This window comes from Halopseudomonas salina (assembly GCF_008641105.1).
Window position 1 is genome coordinate 18,814 of sequence record NZ_VTTI01000002.1, and the last position, 15,305, is coordinate 34,118.

The window sequence follows — 15,305 nt, forward strand, 5'->3', positions numbered from 1 at the left end:
ATCATTGCCTCGGTGCCAGAACAAAAGCATAATATCGGCCCTTTAGAGCCCATGACCTGGAAGGAAAAGACGTGACTCAAGCCCAATATGACCAATGTCTGGAAAACTGGACGGATCGTGAATCCACCGCCGAAGCGATGATTCCGCTGATCGGCCGTCTGTACCGCGAGCACAACGTGGTCACCTCGATCTATGGTCGGGGGCTGGTGAATCGTTCTGTTATCAGTATCCTCAAGTCCCACCGCTTTGCGCGTCAGATCGACGATACCGAGCTGTCAGTACATGACACCTTCCCGCTGATCAAGGCTCTGCTGGATCTGAACCTGGGTCCTGCCTCGATCGATCTGGCCCGCCTGGTTGATAAGTTCCGCCGTGAAGGTGGGGATGATCTGGACGCTTTCCTGCGCACAGAGCTGGCTGATGTGATCGGGCACAAGGGCGAGCGCCGCCAGGGCCGTGATGTTGTGCTTTACGGCTTCGGACGTATCGGTCGGTTGTTGGCGCGCATCATGGTCGAGAAGATAGGTGTGGGCGACGGCCTGCGTCTGCGCGCCATTGTTGTGCGCAAGGGTGCAGTTAATGATCTGGCCAAGCGTGCCAGTCTGCTGCGTCGCGATTCGGTGCACGGTTCCTTTCAGGGCACGATCAAGGTGGATGAGGAAAACAACACCCTGACGGCTAACGGCATGATCATCCAGGTGATCTATGCGAGTAACCCCAGCGAAGTCGATTACACCCAGTACGGTATAGAAGACGCCATTGTCGTAGACAATACTGGCGTATGGCGTGATGCCGAGGGTCTGTCCCAGCACCTGAAGTGCCCGGGCGCATCTCAGGTAGTTCTTACCGCTCCGGGCAAGGGTGACCTGAAGAACATCGTTCACGGCATCAATCATGCGACGATTTCGCCGGACGACAAGATCATTTCTGCTGCGTCCTGTACCACCAACGCTATTGTCCCAGTTCTCAAGGCGATCAACGACAAGTACGGGATCGTCAACGGTCATGTGGAGACTGTTCACTCCTACACCAACGACCAGAACCTGATCGACAACTTCCACAAGGGCAACCGTCGTGGTCGCAGCGCTGCACTGAACATGGTCATCACTGAAACGGGTGCTGCCAAGGCAGTTGCCAAGGCGTTGCCGGAGCTGGGCGGCAAGCTGAGTGGTAACGCGATTCGTGTACCTACGCCCAACGTGTCCATGGCCATTCTCAATCTTAACCTTGAGAAGGCAACTGATCGTGATGAGGTCAATGAATACCTGCGTTACATGGCGCTGCATTCTGACCTGCACAAGCAAATCGATTTCACCAATTCCCAGGAAGTGGTTTCCAGTGATTTCGTGGGTTCACGCCATGCCGGTGTGGTGGATGCCGAGGCTACCATCTGCAATGACAATCGTCTGATTCTCTACGTCTGGTATGACAACGAGTTTGGTTACAGCTGTCAGGTTGTGCGGATTCTGGAAGATCTGGCGAACGTCAATCCCCCGGCTTTCCCGGTCTGAGCAGACACTGCTTGCTTGTGCAGGTAGTGAGTAATAAAAAAGGCGCCTCTGGCGCCTTTTTTTTGAACTATTGATCCATTTTAAATCAACGGGTTGCAGTCAGTCTTTCGCGTAGGTCGTCAGACAATCCGTTTTCCCTGAGCCAGATGCCAACATATGCTCTAGCCAGTTGACTGTCCTCTGAGCTGAAAGACTCCACTCCGTTGTATTTCAAACTAAGGGAGTGGGCTGCATCAAGGGTAAGTGCGTAACGATCACCTGCGCTGATGTCGGTAAATGTGGCGTGCAGCTCGTCAATCATGGGCCGCAGCTCGTCAAGGGTTGGCTTGTCGTACTGCCGTTCCAGAGCTACCCAGGCTGCCTTGATGACGTCCTCGCGATCAATGTTCCGGTAGTAATACAGCTCCAGATGCAGGGGTTCTCCTGCCTTTATCGGGTTTTCCAGTGGCTGTTGTGCTGGTGTCAGCAGGGCGGCGCTGTAAACGTCCACGAACAGGTATTCCAGCAAGCTGGCATTGCGCAAGACCAGCTCCTGATTGCCAACTTCGATGCGTTGCGGGAAGTCCGCTTCGGCCAGGCGCTTTTCGCTGGCGGCAAGGCTGAGTGGCAAGAGGCAACAAACCAGCGCCAGGGTACGTGCAATCATCTTTTCTACTCCGTTTTCGGTGAGTCAATACGCCCATTAACTACTCCGGCTGAATTATGGTCAATTCACCCGGTAACGGATTGTGTAACAGCAAAAAACCTGAAAAAACCAAGACCTTGAGTAGCATTGACAGGTCATGGTCTTTATACTTGACGGGATTTTTGATGAGGGTTCGTGGTCACATTCTGCTGGGTTTTGTTTGCCTCCCGAAACGCTCGGCGGCCCCTTTGCTACGCCGGATGCCCGATCCGCCCTTGACGATTCCAACCAGTGATTAGGCTATACGTATGATAAAAATCAAACGGGGCTTGGATCTGCCAATCACCGGCTCCCCTGAGCAAATCATGGATGACGCGCGCCCGGTGCGCAGCGTTGCCGTGGTCGGTTTCGACTACCACGGTATGAAACCAACCATGGAAGTGAAAGAGGGTGACCGGGTCAAGCTAGGCCAGATTCTTTTCAGTGACAAGAAAACCCCCGGCGTTATCTACACCGCACCCGCGTCAGGCGTAGTCAGTGCGATCAACCGCGGCGAGAAGCGTATCCTGCAGTCGGTGGTAATCGACGTCGAGGGTGATGAAGCGGTCAGCTTTACCGCCCACGAGGAAACGGCCCTGGCGGGCCTTGATCCCAAGCATGTACGTGAGCAATTGATCGAATCAGGTATGTGGACAGCATTGCGGACACGGCCCTACAGCCGTGTGCCTGCTGTTGACAGTGAGCCGCACTCGATTTTTGTAACGGCTATGGATACCAACCCGCTGGCCGCTGACCCGGCCCTGGTGTTGAAGGAATACGCAGGCGCATTCGAGAATGGCCTGAAGGTGCTTGCGCGCCTCGGACGAATCTGGCTGTGCCGCGCCGAGGGCGCGTCGGTACCGGGTGAAAACCTCGATGGCGTTCGCTGCGAAAGCTTCGCCGGCCCCCATCCCGCAGGCTTGCCTGGTACGCACATCCACATGCTCGACCCGGTCAGCGAGAGCAAGACTGTCTGGCAGGTCAACTATCAGGACGTTATTGCTATCGGTCATCTGTTTACCGACGGCAAGTTATGGACTGAACGTGTGGTTGCACTGGGAGGCCCGATGGTCGAGCGTCCACGTCTGCTGCGCACACGTCTGGGTGCCAATCTTGATGAGCTCACCGCTGGCGAGCTGCAGTCAGGTAATAACCGTGTTATTTCCGGGTCGGTCTTTGGTGGTCGCCTGGCTCAGGGTCCGGTCGCGTACCTTGGTCGTTATCACCAGCAGGTTTCCGTACTGGCCGAAGGCGATAACCGCGAAATGATTCACTACCTGCGTCCCGGGGTGAATAAACACTCGGTATTGAATATTTTCGTCTCCAAGTTGAAACCCGGCAAGCAATTCGATTTTACTACTACTACAAATGGCAGCCCGCGGGCCATGGTCCCACTCGGTAACTACGAGATGGTCATGCCGCTGGACATCCTGCCAACGCAACTCTTGCGCTACCTCATCGTCGGTGACACTGACATGGCCCAGAAACTGGGCTGCCTGGAGCTGGACGAAGAAGATCTGGCCCTGTGCAGTTACGTGTGCGCTGGCAAATATGAATATGGCCCGATTCTGCGTGACAACCTCACGCTGATCGAGAAGGAGGGTTAAGCCATGGGTTTGCGTGCATTCCTCGACAAGATCGAGCACAACTTCGAGAAGGGTGGCAAGCACGAAAAGTTCTACGCCCTCTACGAAGCGATCGACACGTTTTTCTACCGTCCCGGTAGCGTAACTCGCACCACTGCGCACGTGCGCGATGGTCTGGACCTCAAGCGCATGATGATCACCGTATGGGTATGTACTTTCCCGGCGATGTTCTATGGCATGTACAACATTGGTTATCAGGCCAATATCATCTATGCAGCCAACCCCGAGTTGCTCGCAGCTCAGGAAGGCTGGCGCATTGGCTTGATCGGGTCGCTGGCAGGTTTTGACGCAGCGAGTCTGTGGGACAACCTGATTCATGGTGCGGCGTTCTTTCTGCCGGTGTATGCCGTGACCTTTCTGGTCGGTGGTTTCTGGGAAGTCCTGTTCGCCTCGATCCGCAAGCATGAGGTCAATGAAGGCTTCTTCGTTACTTCTATCCTGTTTGCGCTGATTCTGCCGCCAAGCATTCCTCTGTGGCAGGTCGCGCTGGGTATCAGCTTCGGTATCGTGATCGGCAAGGAAGTCTTCGGCGGTACTGGCAAGAACTTCCTCAACCCGGCGCTGACGGGCAGGGCGTTCCTGTACTTTGCCTATCCTGCGGCCTCCTCCGGTGACGCTGTCTGGACTTCGATTGATGGCTACGCCGGTGCAACCGCACTGAGTCTGGCGGCTTCCGGTGGCGTCGAAGCGATCATGTCACAGGGAATCAGCTGGTTTGATGCCTTTGTCGGCAACATCCACGGTTCAATAGGTGAAACTTCGACCCTGGCTATATTCCTGGGCGGCGCCGTACTGCTGACAACCAAGATCGCCAACTGGCGTATTGTGGCAGGCGTGATGCTTGGCATGATTGGTTTGAGTCTGTTGTTCAACATGCTGGGCTCCACTACCAACCCGATGTTCTCAGTGCCCTGGTACTGGCATATGGTGGTTGGCGGCTTCGCTTTCGGCATGATCTTCATGGCCACTGATCCTGTATCTGCGTCCATGACCAACCAGGGTAAATGGATCTTCGGTGGCCTGATCGGTGTCATGGTTGTACTGATCCGTGTGGTCAACCCGGCCTTCCCCGAGGGCATCATGCTGGCGATTCTGTTCTCCAACCTGTTCGCTCCCCTGATCGACCACTTCGTCGTCCAGGCCAATATAAAGCGGAGGCTTGTACGCAATGTCCAGTAATAGAGAATCCGTCAGCCGCACCATCATGGTGGCGTTGCTGGTCTGTCTGGTGTGCTCGGTGGTTGTTTCGGTTGCCGCCGTGTCGCTCAAGCCGGTGCAGATAACCAACCAGTTGTTGGACAAGAAGCGCAACATTCTGTCTATCGCCGGTTTGTTGGAAGAGGGCGTTAGTGTCGAGGAGCAGTTCGAGAAAGTGACTGCTCGTCTGGTTGATCTGCGCACTGGCGAGTTCAGTGATGAAATCGATCCGTTGACCTACGATCAGCAAAAGGCTTCCAAGGAGCCTGCGCTGTCTCAGCAACTTGATGCTTCCGAAGATATTGCCAGCATCCGTCGCCGTGCCAACTACGCAACCGTATACATGGTTGAGAACGAAGATGGTATCGAGACCATGATTCTGCCAATCCATGGTTACGGCCTGTGGTCGACCCTTTACGGCTTTATTGCCCTTGAGGGTGATCTGCAGACTGTTGTGGGTCTGGGCTTCTACCAGCACGCGGAAACGCCCGGTCTGGGTGGTGAAGTCGACAATCCGAACTGGAAACAGCAATGGACCGGCAAGGTTGTCTACGATGAGCAGGATGATGTTGCTATCCAGGTCATCAAGGGTAGCGTGGATCCGGGTATGGCTGACGCCGAGCACAAGATCGACGGTCTTGCCGGTGCCACCTTGACCAGTCGTGGGGTGGAAAAATTAGTTCAGTTCTGGATGGGCGAGAATGGCTTTCGTCCGTTCCTCGATAATCTCAGCGCGGGAGAAGCGTAATCATGGCTAAAGCAAGCGCCAGACAGGTGCTCTTCGACCCAATTTTCAGCAACAACCCAATTGCCCTGCAGATCCTCGGGATCTGCTCGGCGCTGGCGGTTACGACCAGCCTGAACGTCACCCTGGTGATGTGTCTGGCACTCACCTCGGTAACCGCTTTTTCCAACCTGTTTATCTCGAGCATCCGCACCTACATCCCCGGCTCAATCCGGATGATCGTGCAGATGGTGATCATTGCGTCGTTGGTAATCGTGGTAGATCAGGTTCTCAAGGCCTATGCCTACAACATCAGCAAGCAGTTGTCGGTTTTCGTTGGTCTGATCATCACCAACTGCATCGTGATGGGCCGGGCTGAAGCCTTTGCCATGCAGAACCCGCCACATATGAGTTTCCTTGACGGGGTCGGTAACGGCCTGGGCTACAGCTTCATACTTATCGTGGTTGCCGTGATTCGTGAGCTGTTTGGTGCCGGCAAGCTGCTCGGCTATGAAATCCTGCCGTTGGTCAACGTGGGTGGCTGGTACCAGCCCAACGGTCTGCTTCTGCTGCCACCGTCTGCGTTCTTCATAATCGGGCTGATCATCTGGGCGCTACGCTCCTGGAAGACTGAGCAGGTGGAGGAGCCGGATTTCAAGATGGCACCACAGAGCCGTGCGTTGAAGGAGGCTATGTAAGCCATGATTGAACACTATATAAGCCTGATGGTCCGGGCCATTTTCGTTGAGAACATGGCTTTGGCCTTCTTCCTCGGCATGTGTACCTTTATCGCTATTTCAAAAAAGGTGCAGACTTCGCTGGGTCTGGGTATTGCGGTAGTGGTGGTATTGACCATCACCGTACCGGCCAACAATCTGATCTATACCTACTTGTTGCGTGATGGCGCGCTGGCCTGGGCCGGTCTGCCCAATGTGGACCTGAGCTTCCTGGGTCTGCTCAGCTACATCGGCGTTATCGCTGCACTGGTGCAGATTCTGGAGATGTTGCTGGACAAGTTTGTTCCCTCGCTCTACAACGCGCTGGGTGTATTCTTGCCGCTGATCACCGTGAACTGCGCCATTCTCGGTGCGTCCCTGTTCATGGTCGAGCGTGATTATTCTCTCGGCGAGAGCACCGTTTACGGGTTTGGTGCCGGTGTGGGCTGGGCGTTGGCGATTGTTGCGCTTGCGGGTATTCGCGAGAAGCTCAAGTACAGCGATGTTCCTGATGGCCTGCGCGGTCTGGGCATTACCTTCATCACCGTGGGGCTCATGTCCCTGGGGTTCATGTCGTTCTCCGGCGTGCAACTGTAAACAGGAGCTGTAACTGATGAACATGGAAATCTTTCTGGGCGTGGGGATGTTCACGGCGATCGTGCTGTTTCTGGTTGCCGTGATCTTGATCGCTCGCTCCAAGCTTGTCACCAGTGGCGACGTGACCATTGAAATCAATGGCGAGCGCACCATTACCGTGCCTGCCGGTGGCAAATTGCTGAACACCTTGTCGAACAACGGCATTTTCCTGTCTTCTGCCTGCGGCGGCGGCGGTACCTGCGCCCAGTGCAAGTGCATTGTCGAGGAGGGCGGCGGTTCCATGCTGCCCACCGAGGAGTCGCATTTCACCAAGCGTGAAGCCAACGAAGGCTGGCGCTTGTCCTGCCAGGCCCCGGTCAAGCAGGATATGAAGATTGAAGTGCCGGAAGAAGTCTTCGGCGTGAAGAAGTGGGAATGCACCGTTGAGGCCAACCCCAATGTGGCGACCTTCATCAAGGAACTGACGCTCAAACTGCCGGAAGGCGAGAACGTCGATTTCCGTGCTGGTGGTTATGTGCAGCTGGAATGCCCGCCGCATACCGTGCATTACAAGGATTTCGACATTCAGCCGGAATTCCGTGGTGACTGGGACAAGTTCGACATGTGGCGCTTTGTGTCCAAGGTTGATGAAACCGTCATTCGTGCCTATTCCATGGCCAACTACCCGGAAGAGCGTGGCGTAGTGAAGTTCAATCTGCGTGTGGCTTCGCCGCCGCCAGGCCGTGACGATCTGCCCCCGGGCAAGATGTCCTCCTGGTGTTTCGCGCTCAAGCCCGGTGACAAGGTCACGGTCTATGGTCCCTTTGGTGAGTTCTTTGCCAAGGATACCGATGCCGAGATGGTCTTTATTGGTGGTGGCGCCGGTATGGCGCCCATGCGTTCGCACATCTTCGATCAGCTGGGCCGCATCAAGACCAAGCGCAAGATCTCCTTCTGGTACGGTGCGCGCTCGCTGCGTGAAGCTTTCTATGTCGAGGAATTCGACAAGCTGCAGGAAGAAAATGAGAACTTCAAGTGGCATCTGGCCTTGTCCGATGCGCTGCCGGAAGACAACTGGAATGGTCCAACGGGCTTTATTCACAATGTGTTGCTTGATAACTATCTGAAGGACCATCCGGCCCCTGAGGATTGCGAGTACTACATGTGTGGTCCGCCAATGATGAACGCTTCGGTTATCAAGATGCTGCAGGATATGGGTGTCGAACCGGAAAACATCATGCTTGATGATTTCGGCGGCTAGAGTGCTACTTCGAAACCTTCGGCCCGCTATTGTTGTTGCCTTGGCAACAGCTCTGGCGGGCTGTTTCAATTCTACGGTGCCGGTTTCGGAAATTTCCGGTAGCACCATGGGTAGCACCTATTCGATCAAATGGGTTGCGGCGGATGGTTCTCCCGGTCCGGAAAAGCTGCAGGCCAGTCTGGAAAACCAGTTCGACGAATTTGATGCTGAGGTTTCTACCTGGCGTGACGATTCGGATTTGGCGAGATTCAACGCACTGCTTGCTGGTGCCTGTCAGTCCATGCCGCAATCGATTCTGGATTTGGTCGGTTTTGCACAGAGGCTCAATAGGGACAGCGAAGGCGGTTTCGACGTGACCGTTGGCCCGTTGCTGGAAGTCTGGGGCTTTCAGCGTGGCGACGGAATGCAGGTCGTGCCTGTGCAGGCCGAGATTGATAAGGCGTTGCAGAATGTAGGCCAGCAGCATTTGCGCATCGAGAAGGACCAGTTGTGTAAGGACAATGACCTCAAGGTTGATCTCAGCAGCATTGCCGCAGGCTATATGGTTGATCGGGTTGCGGAACACCTGCTGTCACTGGGAATCAAAGACTATATGGTCGAGATTACCGGCGAACTCAAGGCGGCCGGGGTCAAGCCGGGCGAGAATCCTTGGCGCATTGCCATAGAGGAGCCGCGTGATGATGAGCGCACAGCGAGTCTGATCGTTGAGCTCGACGGTTATGCGGTATCCACTTCAGGTGACTATCGTAATTACTTTGAATACGAGGGGCAGCGTTATTCGCACACTGTCAATCCCAGGAGCGGATGGCCGGTCATGCATAATTTGACTGCAGTGACCGTGATGGATCCCTCTGCCATGGTGGCTGATGGGCTTTCCACCGTATTGCTGATTCTTGGCCCGGAGAAGGGCTGGGAATATGCACAGGAAAACAATGTTGCGGCACTTTTTGTGCTGCGCGAGGGGGCCGAGTTTGTTTCCCGGCCCACACCCCTGTTTGAGGCTCTGGTAAAGAGCGAGGAGTAACCTATGGTCTGGTTTCTGGCATTCCTGTTGATGACTCTGGTCGTGGTTGGCATGTCCGTGGGCGTAATGATGGGTCGCAAGCCTATTGCCGGGTCCTGCGGTGGTATTGGTGCGACTGGACTCGACAAGTCCTGTGGCATCTGCGGCGGGGACGTCACAAGGTGCGAAGAAGCAAGTGAAAACGCGGGTATCGAGCCGCGGGCCAAGCGTGCAACCAGTGATCTGGGATATGACGCGACCAAGGTCGACTAGCTTCATCGGTTTTCAGATGAGAGCATACCCTCGAGCACAACAAGGAACTTACTGAATGGCTGTATACAATTATGACGTAGTGGTACTGGGCTCTGGCCCAGCTGGCGAGGGCGCTGCAATGAACGCGGCCAAGCACGGCCGCAAGGTGGCTGTGGTTGAAGAGCGTGACTCTGTGGGTGGTAACTGTACCCATCTGGGCACCATTCCGTCCAAGGCATTGCGTTATTCTGTCAAACAGATCATTCACTTCAATACCAATCCGATGTTTCGCACCATCGGTGAGCCCCGCTGGTTCTCATTTCCAAACGTACTGAAAAGTGCCGAAAAGGTCATGGCCAAACAGGTTACCTCCCGGACCAGCTATTACGCCCGCAATCGGGTCGATGTGTTTTTTGGCAAGGGCAGTTTCGCCGACGAGAACACCATCGAACTGGTCAATTCCGCAGGTGTGGTCGACAAGTTGATCGCCAAGGAAGTCATCGTTGCCACGGGCTCCAGGCCGTATCGTCCGGCGGACGTGAACTTCAGTCACCCGCGCATCTATGACAGCGACACCATCCTCAAGCTTAACCATACTCCACGTACCCTGATCATTTACGGTGCGGGTGTTATTGGTTGTGAATATGCATCAATCTTCTGCGGGCTGGGCGTAAAGGTAGACCTGATCAACAACCGGGACCGGTTACTCAGTTTCCTTGACGACGAGATCTCTGATGCCTTGAGTTACCACCTGCGTAACAACAGCGTATTGATCCGGCATAACGAGGAATACGACAAGATTGAGGGATTGGACAGCCAGGGTGTTGTTCTGCATCTAAAGTCTGGCAAGAAGCTCAAGGCCGATGCGTTGCTCTGGTGTAACGGCCGTACTGGTAATACTGATGGGCTAGGCATGGAAAATGTCGGGTTAAAGGCCAATAACCGTGGCCAGTTGAGTGTGGATGAAAACTACCGCACTGATGTGCCGAATATCTACGCTGTCGGAGATGTGATTGGCTGGCCGAGCCTGGCCAGTGCGGCTTTCGACCAGGGCCGTTCTGCCGCGGGTAATATCGTAAGCAATGACGCCTGGCGTTTTGTGGATGATGTGCCCACAGGTATTTACACGATTCCGGAGATCAGCTCGTTGGGCAAGACCGAGCGTGAGTTGACCGATGCACAGGTGCCTTACGAAATTGGACAGGCATTTTTCAAGAGTATGGCGCGCGCGCAAATTACCAGTGAACAGGTGGGTATGCTGAAGATCCTGTTCCATCGCGAAACTCTCGAAGTTCTGGGTATTCATTGCTTTGGCGACCAGGCATCGGAAATTGTGCACATCGGCCAGGCCGTCATGAACCAGAAAGGGGAGGCGAATACCATCAAGTACTTCGTCAACACCACCTTCAACTACCCGACCATGGCTGAAGCCTATCGGGTTGCGGCGTTGGACGGATTGAACCGACTTTTTTAGGCACTATGCTCGTGTGTGCAACGAAAAAGCCCCGTAACCGGGGCTTTTTTATGCCCGCTGCTTGAGGGTCTCGACTGCCAGGTGCGGCAGGTCGGTAATCAGGCTGTCTACGCCCATCTCTGCCAGGCGCTGCATCATCGCAGGGTCATTCACTGTCCAGACTGATACATGCAGACCCATGGCCTGGGCTTTTCGTATACGTGCAAGCCTGCATAATTTCCAGTTCAGGATCAGATAGCGGCAACCGTACCGACGTGCGCTCTTCAGGGGATCAATCAGGCCATACTCTTCGACCAGCCCGGTGGGAAGCGAGTAATTGTCCTGGCTGGCCGTTTTCAGCAAGGTGCGGCTGCTTGAGGTAAGGACTACCTTGTCCTTCAACCCGAAACGCTGGACCAGTTCACTGACAGCGTCCAGCACAATACGTGATTGGCCGCTGGAGCCACTCTTGACTTCAAGCTGGTAGTGCTCGAACTCTGGGCAGGCCTGGAAAAGCTGCTCCAGGCTGGGTATTGGGCAAGGCTCCGGCCAGGATGGACCATCCCGGCGGGCGTCCAGGCGCATCAATTCAGCAGCAGTATGTTTGCTGACCTTGCCGCCCAGGCCTGTGGTGCGCCTGAGGGTAGGGTCATGAATTACCATGAGTTGACGGTCTGCGGACAGATGCAGGTCAAGCTCGACACGGGTGACGCCGGCGGCCAGTGCGCGTCTGAAGCTTGGGAGGGTGTTTTCCGGTGCTTCGCCGCGGGCACCCCGATGGCCGTAAATCAACGTCATGGGGTCAGCGCGCTCCCCGATTGGCGATGGCGAACGCTATCGATGACCCTGTCGTATTCAAAATAAACGCTGTAGCCGGGATAGTCCCAGCGGGTAATCGGTGGTTGCCCGACAGCGGCATGTCGAGTGCTCGGCTCGCCATGGCGCTGGACCACGGAGCCTTTGGTCTGACCCCGCTGGGGCATAGCAGACACATTGTCGGTTGCCTGGTGGCCGAGTGGAATGACCAGGGTGTCTGCTTGCAGGGGTGCTGCGCTGAGCATCATACCTAGCATCAGAGAGGTGGCACATAGTGTCGAGGTTAGGTGTTTCATCATGGTGTCCTTTCCTGGATTGAGGCTTGAGTCTTGTTGGCACGGATTTCCTGAGCCTGTTTTTGCAGTATATGCCGGGCAAGCATCTGACGCTGATTATCTGCCAGGGTGTGAAAGCTCACGGCAATGATCCAGTTGTCTGACTCGGTATCAGGCTCACAGCGAATAACCTGTGACGGCAACACCAGCCCAAGTGGTGAGGGCAGCAGCACCATACGTAGCGCCAGCCAGGCACCAATCTCGAAAGCCTCCGGATAGGCAAAGGAAATACCGCCTTCACTCAGGGTAACTTCCTGGGGATCACCGATTTCATCCACCAGCTGTAGCGCCAGAGCGTTACTTAGCAGATCGACTCGCTTGTTGATTATCTTCAGATAGTGCGCCAGGGCTCGGTCACGCTCGGCTATCTGACGCAGCAGATGCTGCGATTCGTAGTCCAGGGTATGGAGGTCACTTAACAGGCTGAAAAGTGGTGATTGCTCCTCGAACGCAGCCTCTTCAATGTCCGCACTGCTCACCTTGCGCACATCCAGGGCGAGGCTGTCGCGAATTCTGAAGAAATCCCGCTTGTCGTCTGTTGAGTCTTCTTCTTTGTCTGTCATTTGACCCGCCTGAGCCTTTGCGAAGCGCTGAACAAATATGCTTTTCAGTGTACCATGCCAATCCGAACTGCCATTCAACGGGCACGGCCCTTCAGGTAACCGTTACTTCATGTTCAGACCCTTGCCATTTTTTATCGGCCTGCGCTATACCCGCGCCAAGCGCCGCAATCATTTCATTTCCTTCATTTCCCTGATCTCCATGCTGGGGCTGACCCTTGGCGTGCTGGTCATGATCCTGGTGCTGTCGGTGATGAACGGCTTTGACCGCGAGTTGCGGACCCGCATTCTGGGTATGGTGCCCCATGCGACCGTCAGCTCCCAGCAGCCGATCAACGACTGGCCTCTGCTGGCCGATACCCTGCTTGAGCATCCCGATGTCGAAGCAGTGGCGCCTTTTGTCCAGCTGCAGGGCATGCTCACGCATGATGGCAGTGTAGCTCCTGTTCTGGTGAACGGCATTCTGCCGGACAAGGAGGTAGATGTGTCCATTGTTGGTCAGCACATGACCCGTGGCACCCTGGGCGACCTGCAGGACGGGGAGTTTGGCATTATCGTCGGTGAACAGATTGCCAGTCGCTTTGGCGTGGGGATTGGCGACAAGCTGACCTTTGTTCTGCCAGAAGCATCGGTAACCCCCGCCGGCGTGTTTCCCCGCCTCAAACGTTTTCATGTGGTGGGCACCTTCAAGGTCGGAGCGGAGCTGGATGGTTCCCTGGCGCTGATCCATGCCGGCGATGCTGCACGTTTGTCGCGCTGGGAGCCCGGTCAGGTGCAGGGTTTGCGTGTCAGGTTGGGTGATCTCTTCCAGGCGCCCCGTGTTGCCTGGGAGCTGGCATCCTTGCTGCCGGGTGACTACTACGCGCAGGACTGGACCCGTACTCACGGTAATCTGTTTGCCGCGATCCGGATGGAAAAGACCATGATCGGCCTGCTTCTGCTGCTGATCGTCGCAGTGGCTGCATTCAATATCATCTCCACTCTGGTCATGGTGGTCACCGACAAGAAAGCGGACATCGCTATTCTGCGAACTCTTGGCGCATCGCCTGGCACCATCATGGGCATATTCATGGTGCAGGGCTCCGTGATTGGTGTGGTGGGAACTCTGGCTGGTTGTGTCCTCGGGGTACTTGCGGCGTTGAACGTGTCGGCGATGGTCGCTGGGCTGGAAAAACTTTTCGGCATCCAGTTCCTCAGTTCCGATGTGTACTTCATCAGTTACCTGCCGTCCCAGCTTATCTGGAGTGATGTTGTGTTGATCTGTGCTGCGGCTCTGGGCATGAGCTTCCTGGCCACACTGTATCCGGCCTGGCGCGCCTCGCGCACCGAGCCTGCGGAGGCATTGCGTTATGACTGATTTTGTCCTGGAATGTCGGAACCTGAGTATGGAATATGCAATCGGACCGCAGCGCCTGCGTGTACTCGATGGCATAAACATGCAACTGGTAGCCGGTGAGCGCGTGGCCATTGTCGGCAGCTCGGGGTCGGGTAAAACGACACTGCTCAATCTGCTCGGTGGGCTGGATACGCCCACTGAAGGAGAGGTTTGGCTGGCCGGCAGGCAGATGTCCTCACTGCGCGAATCAGAACGTGGCAAGCTCCGTAACAGCGGGCTGGGTTTTGTCTACCAGTTCCATCACCTGCTGGCGGAGTTCAGTGCCCTGGAAAACGTATGCATGCCGCTGTTGATTGGCAACACGCCTATCAGTGAAGCGCACCAACGCGGGCAGCAGATGCTTGAACGTGTTGGTCTTGCCCAGCGCGCCGGACACAAGCCGGGCGAATTGTCAGGTGGTGAGCGTCAGCGTGTGGCCATCGCACGGGCGCTGATCAACGAGCCGGCCTGTGTCCTACTCGACGAACCTACCGGCAATCTGGACCAGCACACGGCAAGAAGCATTCAGCAGTTGATGCTCGAACTTAGCCAGAGTCTCAAGACCGCCTTCATGGTGGTTACCCATGACCTCGCACTGGCGTCACAAATGGACAGGGTCCTGACCCTGGTGGAAGGTAAACTGGCGGCGCGCGTAGAGTAAAAACGTCAGTTCTGATGACGGCGTCGCATTTTACGCCTTTGCCAGTTGCGCCCGACCCATATTCGCCAATACAACATGGTGGCGGCATACCCCGCCACGGCGAAGACGGCCCCCAGAAGAACGGAACCGAGAAGCAGCGGCTGCCAGATATGGTGGATTTCGCTGGCCAGCCAGGTCATTGATAATTCCATGGGCATGCTGCGTTCGGGTGCGCCCAGAAGCATGGTTCCGATCTTGTATTCCGCAAAGAAAATCATCGGCATGGTGACCGGATTGGTCAGCCAGACCAGGCCCACCGAGACGGGCAGGTTGGCACGTGCCGGCATTGCAACGCAGGCTGAAACCAGCATTTGCATTGGAATGGGTAGCATCGAAACGAAAAGCCCGATGGCCATTGCCCGCGCAACGCTGTGGCGGTTGAGATGCCATAGGTTTGGATCGTGCAGCATGCTGCCCATAAAGCGAAGCGATTTGCTTTGCTTTATGCGTTCGGGACTGGGCATGTAGCGTTTCAGGAACCGACGCGGCATTACTATGGTAGCCAGGGAAATGTCG

The 15,305-nt window shown here is 55.6% G+C and carries 17 protein-coding genes; 12 read left to right on the forward strand and 5 right to left on the reverse strand.

Annotation, left to right across the window (positions count from 1 at the left end):
- Positions 1 to 71: 71 nt before the first annotated feature.
- Positions 72 to 1,511: a glyceraldehyde-3-phosphate dehydrogenase gene (locus FZF01_RS03560; RefSeq protein WP_150276761.1), complete on the forward strand. Its 1,440-nt coding sequence runs from the start codon at positions 72 to 74 to the stop codon at positions 1,509 to 1,511.
- An 85-nt stretch (positions 1,512 to 1,596) separates the two neighbouring features.
- On the opposite strand, the gene FZF01_RS03565 is transcribed toward FZF01_RS03560, so the two are convergent.
- On the reverse strand, positions 1,597 to 2,157 hold the full coding sequence (locus FZF01_RS03565; RefSeq protein WP_150276762.1) for a chalcone isomerase family protein: 561 nt from the start codon (positions 2,155 to 2,157) through the stop codon (positions 1,597 to 1,599).
- 287 nt (positions 2,158 to 2,444) lie between these two features.
- Between FZF01_RS03565 and FZF01_RS03570 the strand changes: the two genes are divergently transcribed.
- The 9 genes from FZF01_RS03570 (at position 2,445) to sthA (ending at position 11,024) form a co-directional block, all read left to right on the forward strand.
- Entirely contained in the window at positions 2,445 to 3,782 is a 1,338-nt protein-coding gene (locus tag FZF01_RS03570; protein ID WP_150276763.1) for a Na(+)-translocating NADH-quinone reductase subunit A, read from the forward strand.
- Positions 3,783 to 3,785: 3 nt separating this feature from the next.
- Positions 3,786 to 5,000 carry an NADH:ubiquinone reductase (Na(+)-transporting) subunit B gene (locus FZF01_RS03575; RefSeq protein WP_150276764.1) on the forward strand — a complete coding sequence of 405 codons (1,215 nt, stop codon included), beginning with the start codon at positions 3,786 to 3,788 and terminating at the stop codon, positions 4,998 to 5,000.
- Positions 4,990 to 5,766 (forward strand): Na(+)-translocating NADH-quinone reductase subunit C, encoded by a 777-nt coding sequence (locus tag FZF01_RS03580; RefSeq protein ID WP_150276765.1) that lies wholly within the window; start codon positions 4,990 to 4,992, stop codon positions 5,764 to 5,766. Before FZF01_RS03575 ends, FZF01_RS03580 begins: the two co-directional genes overlap by 11 nt.
- Before the next feature lie 2 nt (positions 5,767 to 5,768).
- Positions 5,769 to 6,440 (forward strand): NADH:ubiquinone reductase (Na(+)-transporting) subunit D, encoded by a 672-nt coding sequence (locus FZF01_RS03585; RefSeq protein WP_150276766.1) that lies wholly within the window; start codon positions 5,769 to 5,771, stop codon positions 6,438 to 6,440.
- A 6-nt stretch (positions 6,441 to 6,446) separates the two neighbouring features.
- On the forward strand, positions 6,447 to 7,055 hold the full coding sequence (gene nqrE / locus FZF01_RS03590) for an NADH:ubiquinone reductase (Na(+)-transporting) subunit E (protein ID WP_150277097.1): 609 nt from the start codon (positions 6,447 to 6,449) through the stop codon (positions 7,053 to 7,055).
- Between the two features lie 13 nt (positions 7,056 to 7,068).
- Positions 7,069 to 8,295 carry an NADH:ubiquinone reductase (Na(+)-transporting) subunit F gene (gene nqrF, locus FZF01_RS03595; protein ID WP_188434454.1) on the forward strand — a complete coding sequence of 409 codons (1,227 nt, stop codon included), beginning with the start codon at positions 7,069 to 7,071 and terminating at the stop codon, positions 8,293 to 8,295.
- Between the two features lie 106 nt (positions 8,296 to 8,401).
- Positions 8,402 to 9,319, forward strand: coding sequence for an FAD:protein FMN transferase (locus tag FZF01_RS03600; protein WP_223825376.1), 918 nt, complete (start codon positions 8,402 to 8,404; stop codon positions 9,317 to 9,319).
- 3 nt (positions 9,320 to 9,322) lie between these two features.
- Positions 9,323 to 9,571, forward strand: a complete 249-nt coding sequence (nqrM, locus tag FZF01_RS03605; protein WP_150276769.1) for a (Na+)-NQR maturation NqrM — start codon at positions 9,323 to 9,325, stop codon at positions 9,569 to 9,571.
- Between the two features lie 55 nt (positions 9,572 to 9,626).
- Positions 9,627 to 11,024, forward strand: coding sequence for a Si-specific NAD(P)(+) transhydrogenase (sthA, locus tag FZF01_RS03610; RefSeq protein WP_150276770.1), 1,398 nt, complete (start codon positions 9,627 to 9,629; stop codon positions 11,022 to 11,024).
- A gap of 48 nt (positions 11,025 to 11,072) precedes the next feature.
- Here sthA and FZF01_RS03615 read toward each other — a convergent pair whose 3' ends face one another.
- The 3 genes from FZF01_RS03615 to FZF01_RS03625 are packed head-to-tail and all read right to left on the reverse strand — an operon-like array spanning position 11,073 to position 12,717.
- Positions 11,073 to 11,801, reverse strand: a complete 729-nt coding sequence (locus FZF01_RS03615; RefSeq protein ID WP_150276771.1) for a glycerophosphodiester phosphodiesterase — start codon at positions 11,799 to 11,801, stop codon at positions 11,073 to 11,075.
- Entirely contained in the window at positions 11,798 to 12,115 is a 318-nt protein-coding gene (locus FZF01_RS03620) for a phosphodiesterase (protein WP_150277098.1), read from the reverse strand. Before FZF01_RS03620 ends, FZF01_RS03615 begins: the two co-directional genes overlap by 4 nt.
- Positions 12,115 to 12,717: a PilZ domain-containing protein gene (locus FZF01_RS03625; RefSeq protein ID WP_150276772.1), complete on the reverse strand. Its 603-nt coding sequence runs from the start codon at positions 12,715 to 12,717 to the stop codon at positions 12,115 to 12,117. Before FZF01_RS03625 ends, FZF01_RS03620 begins: the two co-directional genes overlap by 1 nt.
- Before the next feature lie 109 nt (positions 12,718 to 12,826).
- Between FZF01_RS03625 and FZF01_RS03630 the strand changes: the two genes are divergently transcribed.
- Positions 12,827 to 14,071 carry a lipoprotein-releasing ABC transporter permease subunit gene (locus FZF01_RS03630; protein WP_150276773.1) on the forward strand — a complete coding sequence of 415 codons (1,245 nt, stop codon included), beginning with the start codon at positions 12,827 to 12,829 and terminating at the stop codon, positions 14,069 to 14,071.
- Positions 14,064 to 14,750, forward strand: coding sequence for a lipoprotein-releasing ABC transporter ATP-binding protein LolD (lolD, locus tag FZF01_RS03635; RefSeq protein ID WP_150276774.1), 687 nt, complete (start codon positions 14,064 to 14,066; stop codon positions 14,748 to 14,750). The genes FZF01_RS03630 and lolD overlap by 8 nt, the downstream gene beginning before the upstream one ends.
- A 5-nt stretch (positions 14,751 to 14,755) precedes the next feature.
- Here lolD and FZF01_RS03640 read toward each other — a convergent pair whose 3' ends face one another.
- Positions 14,756 to 15,280 (reverse strand): DUF2062 domain-containing protein, encoded by a 525-nt coding sequence (locus FZF01_RS03640; protein ID WP_150276775.1) that lies wholly within the window; start codon positions 15,278 to 15,280, stop codon positions 14,756 to 14,758.
- Positions 15,281 to 15,305: the final 25 nt, after the last annotated feature.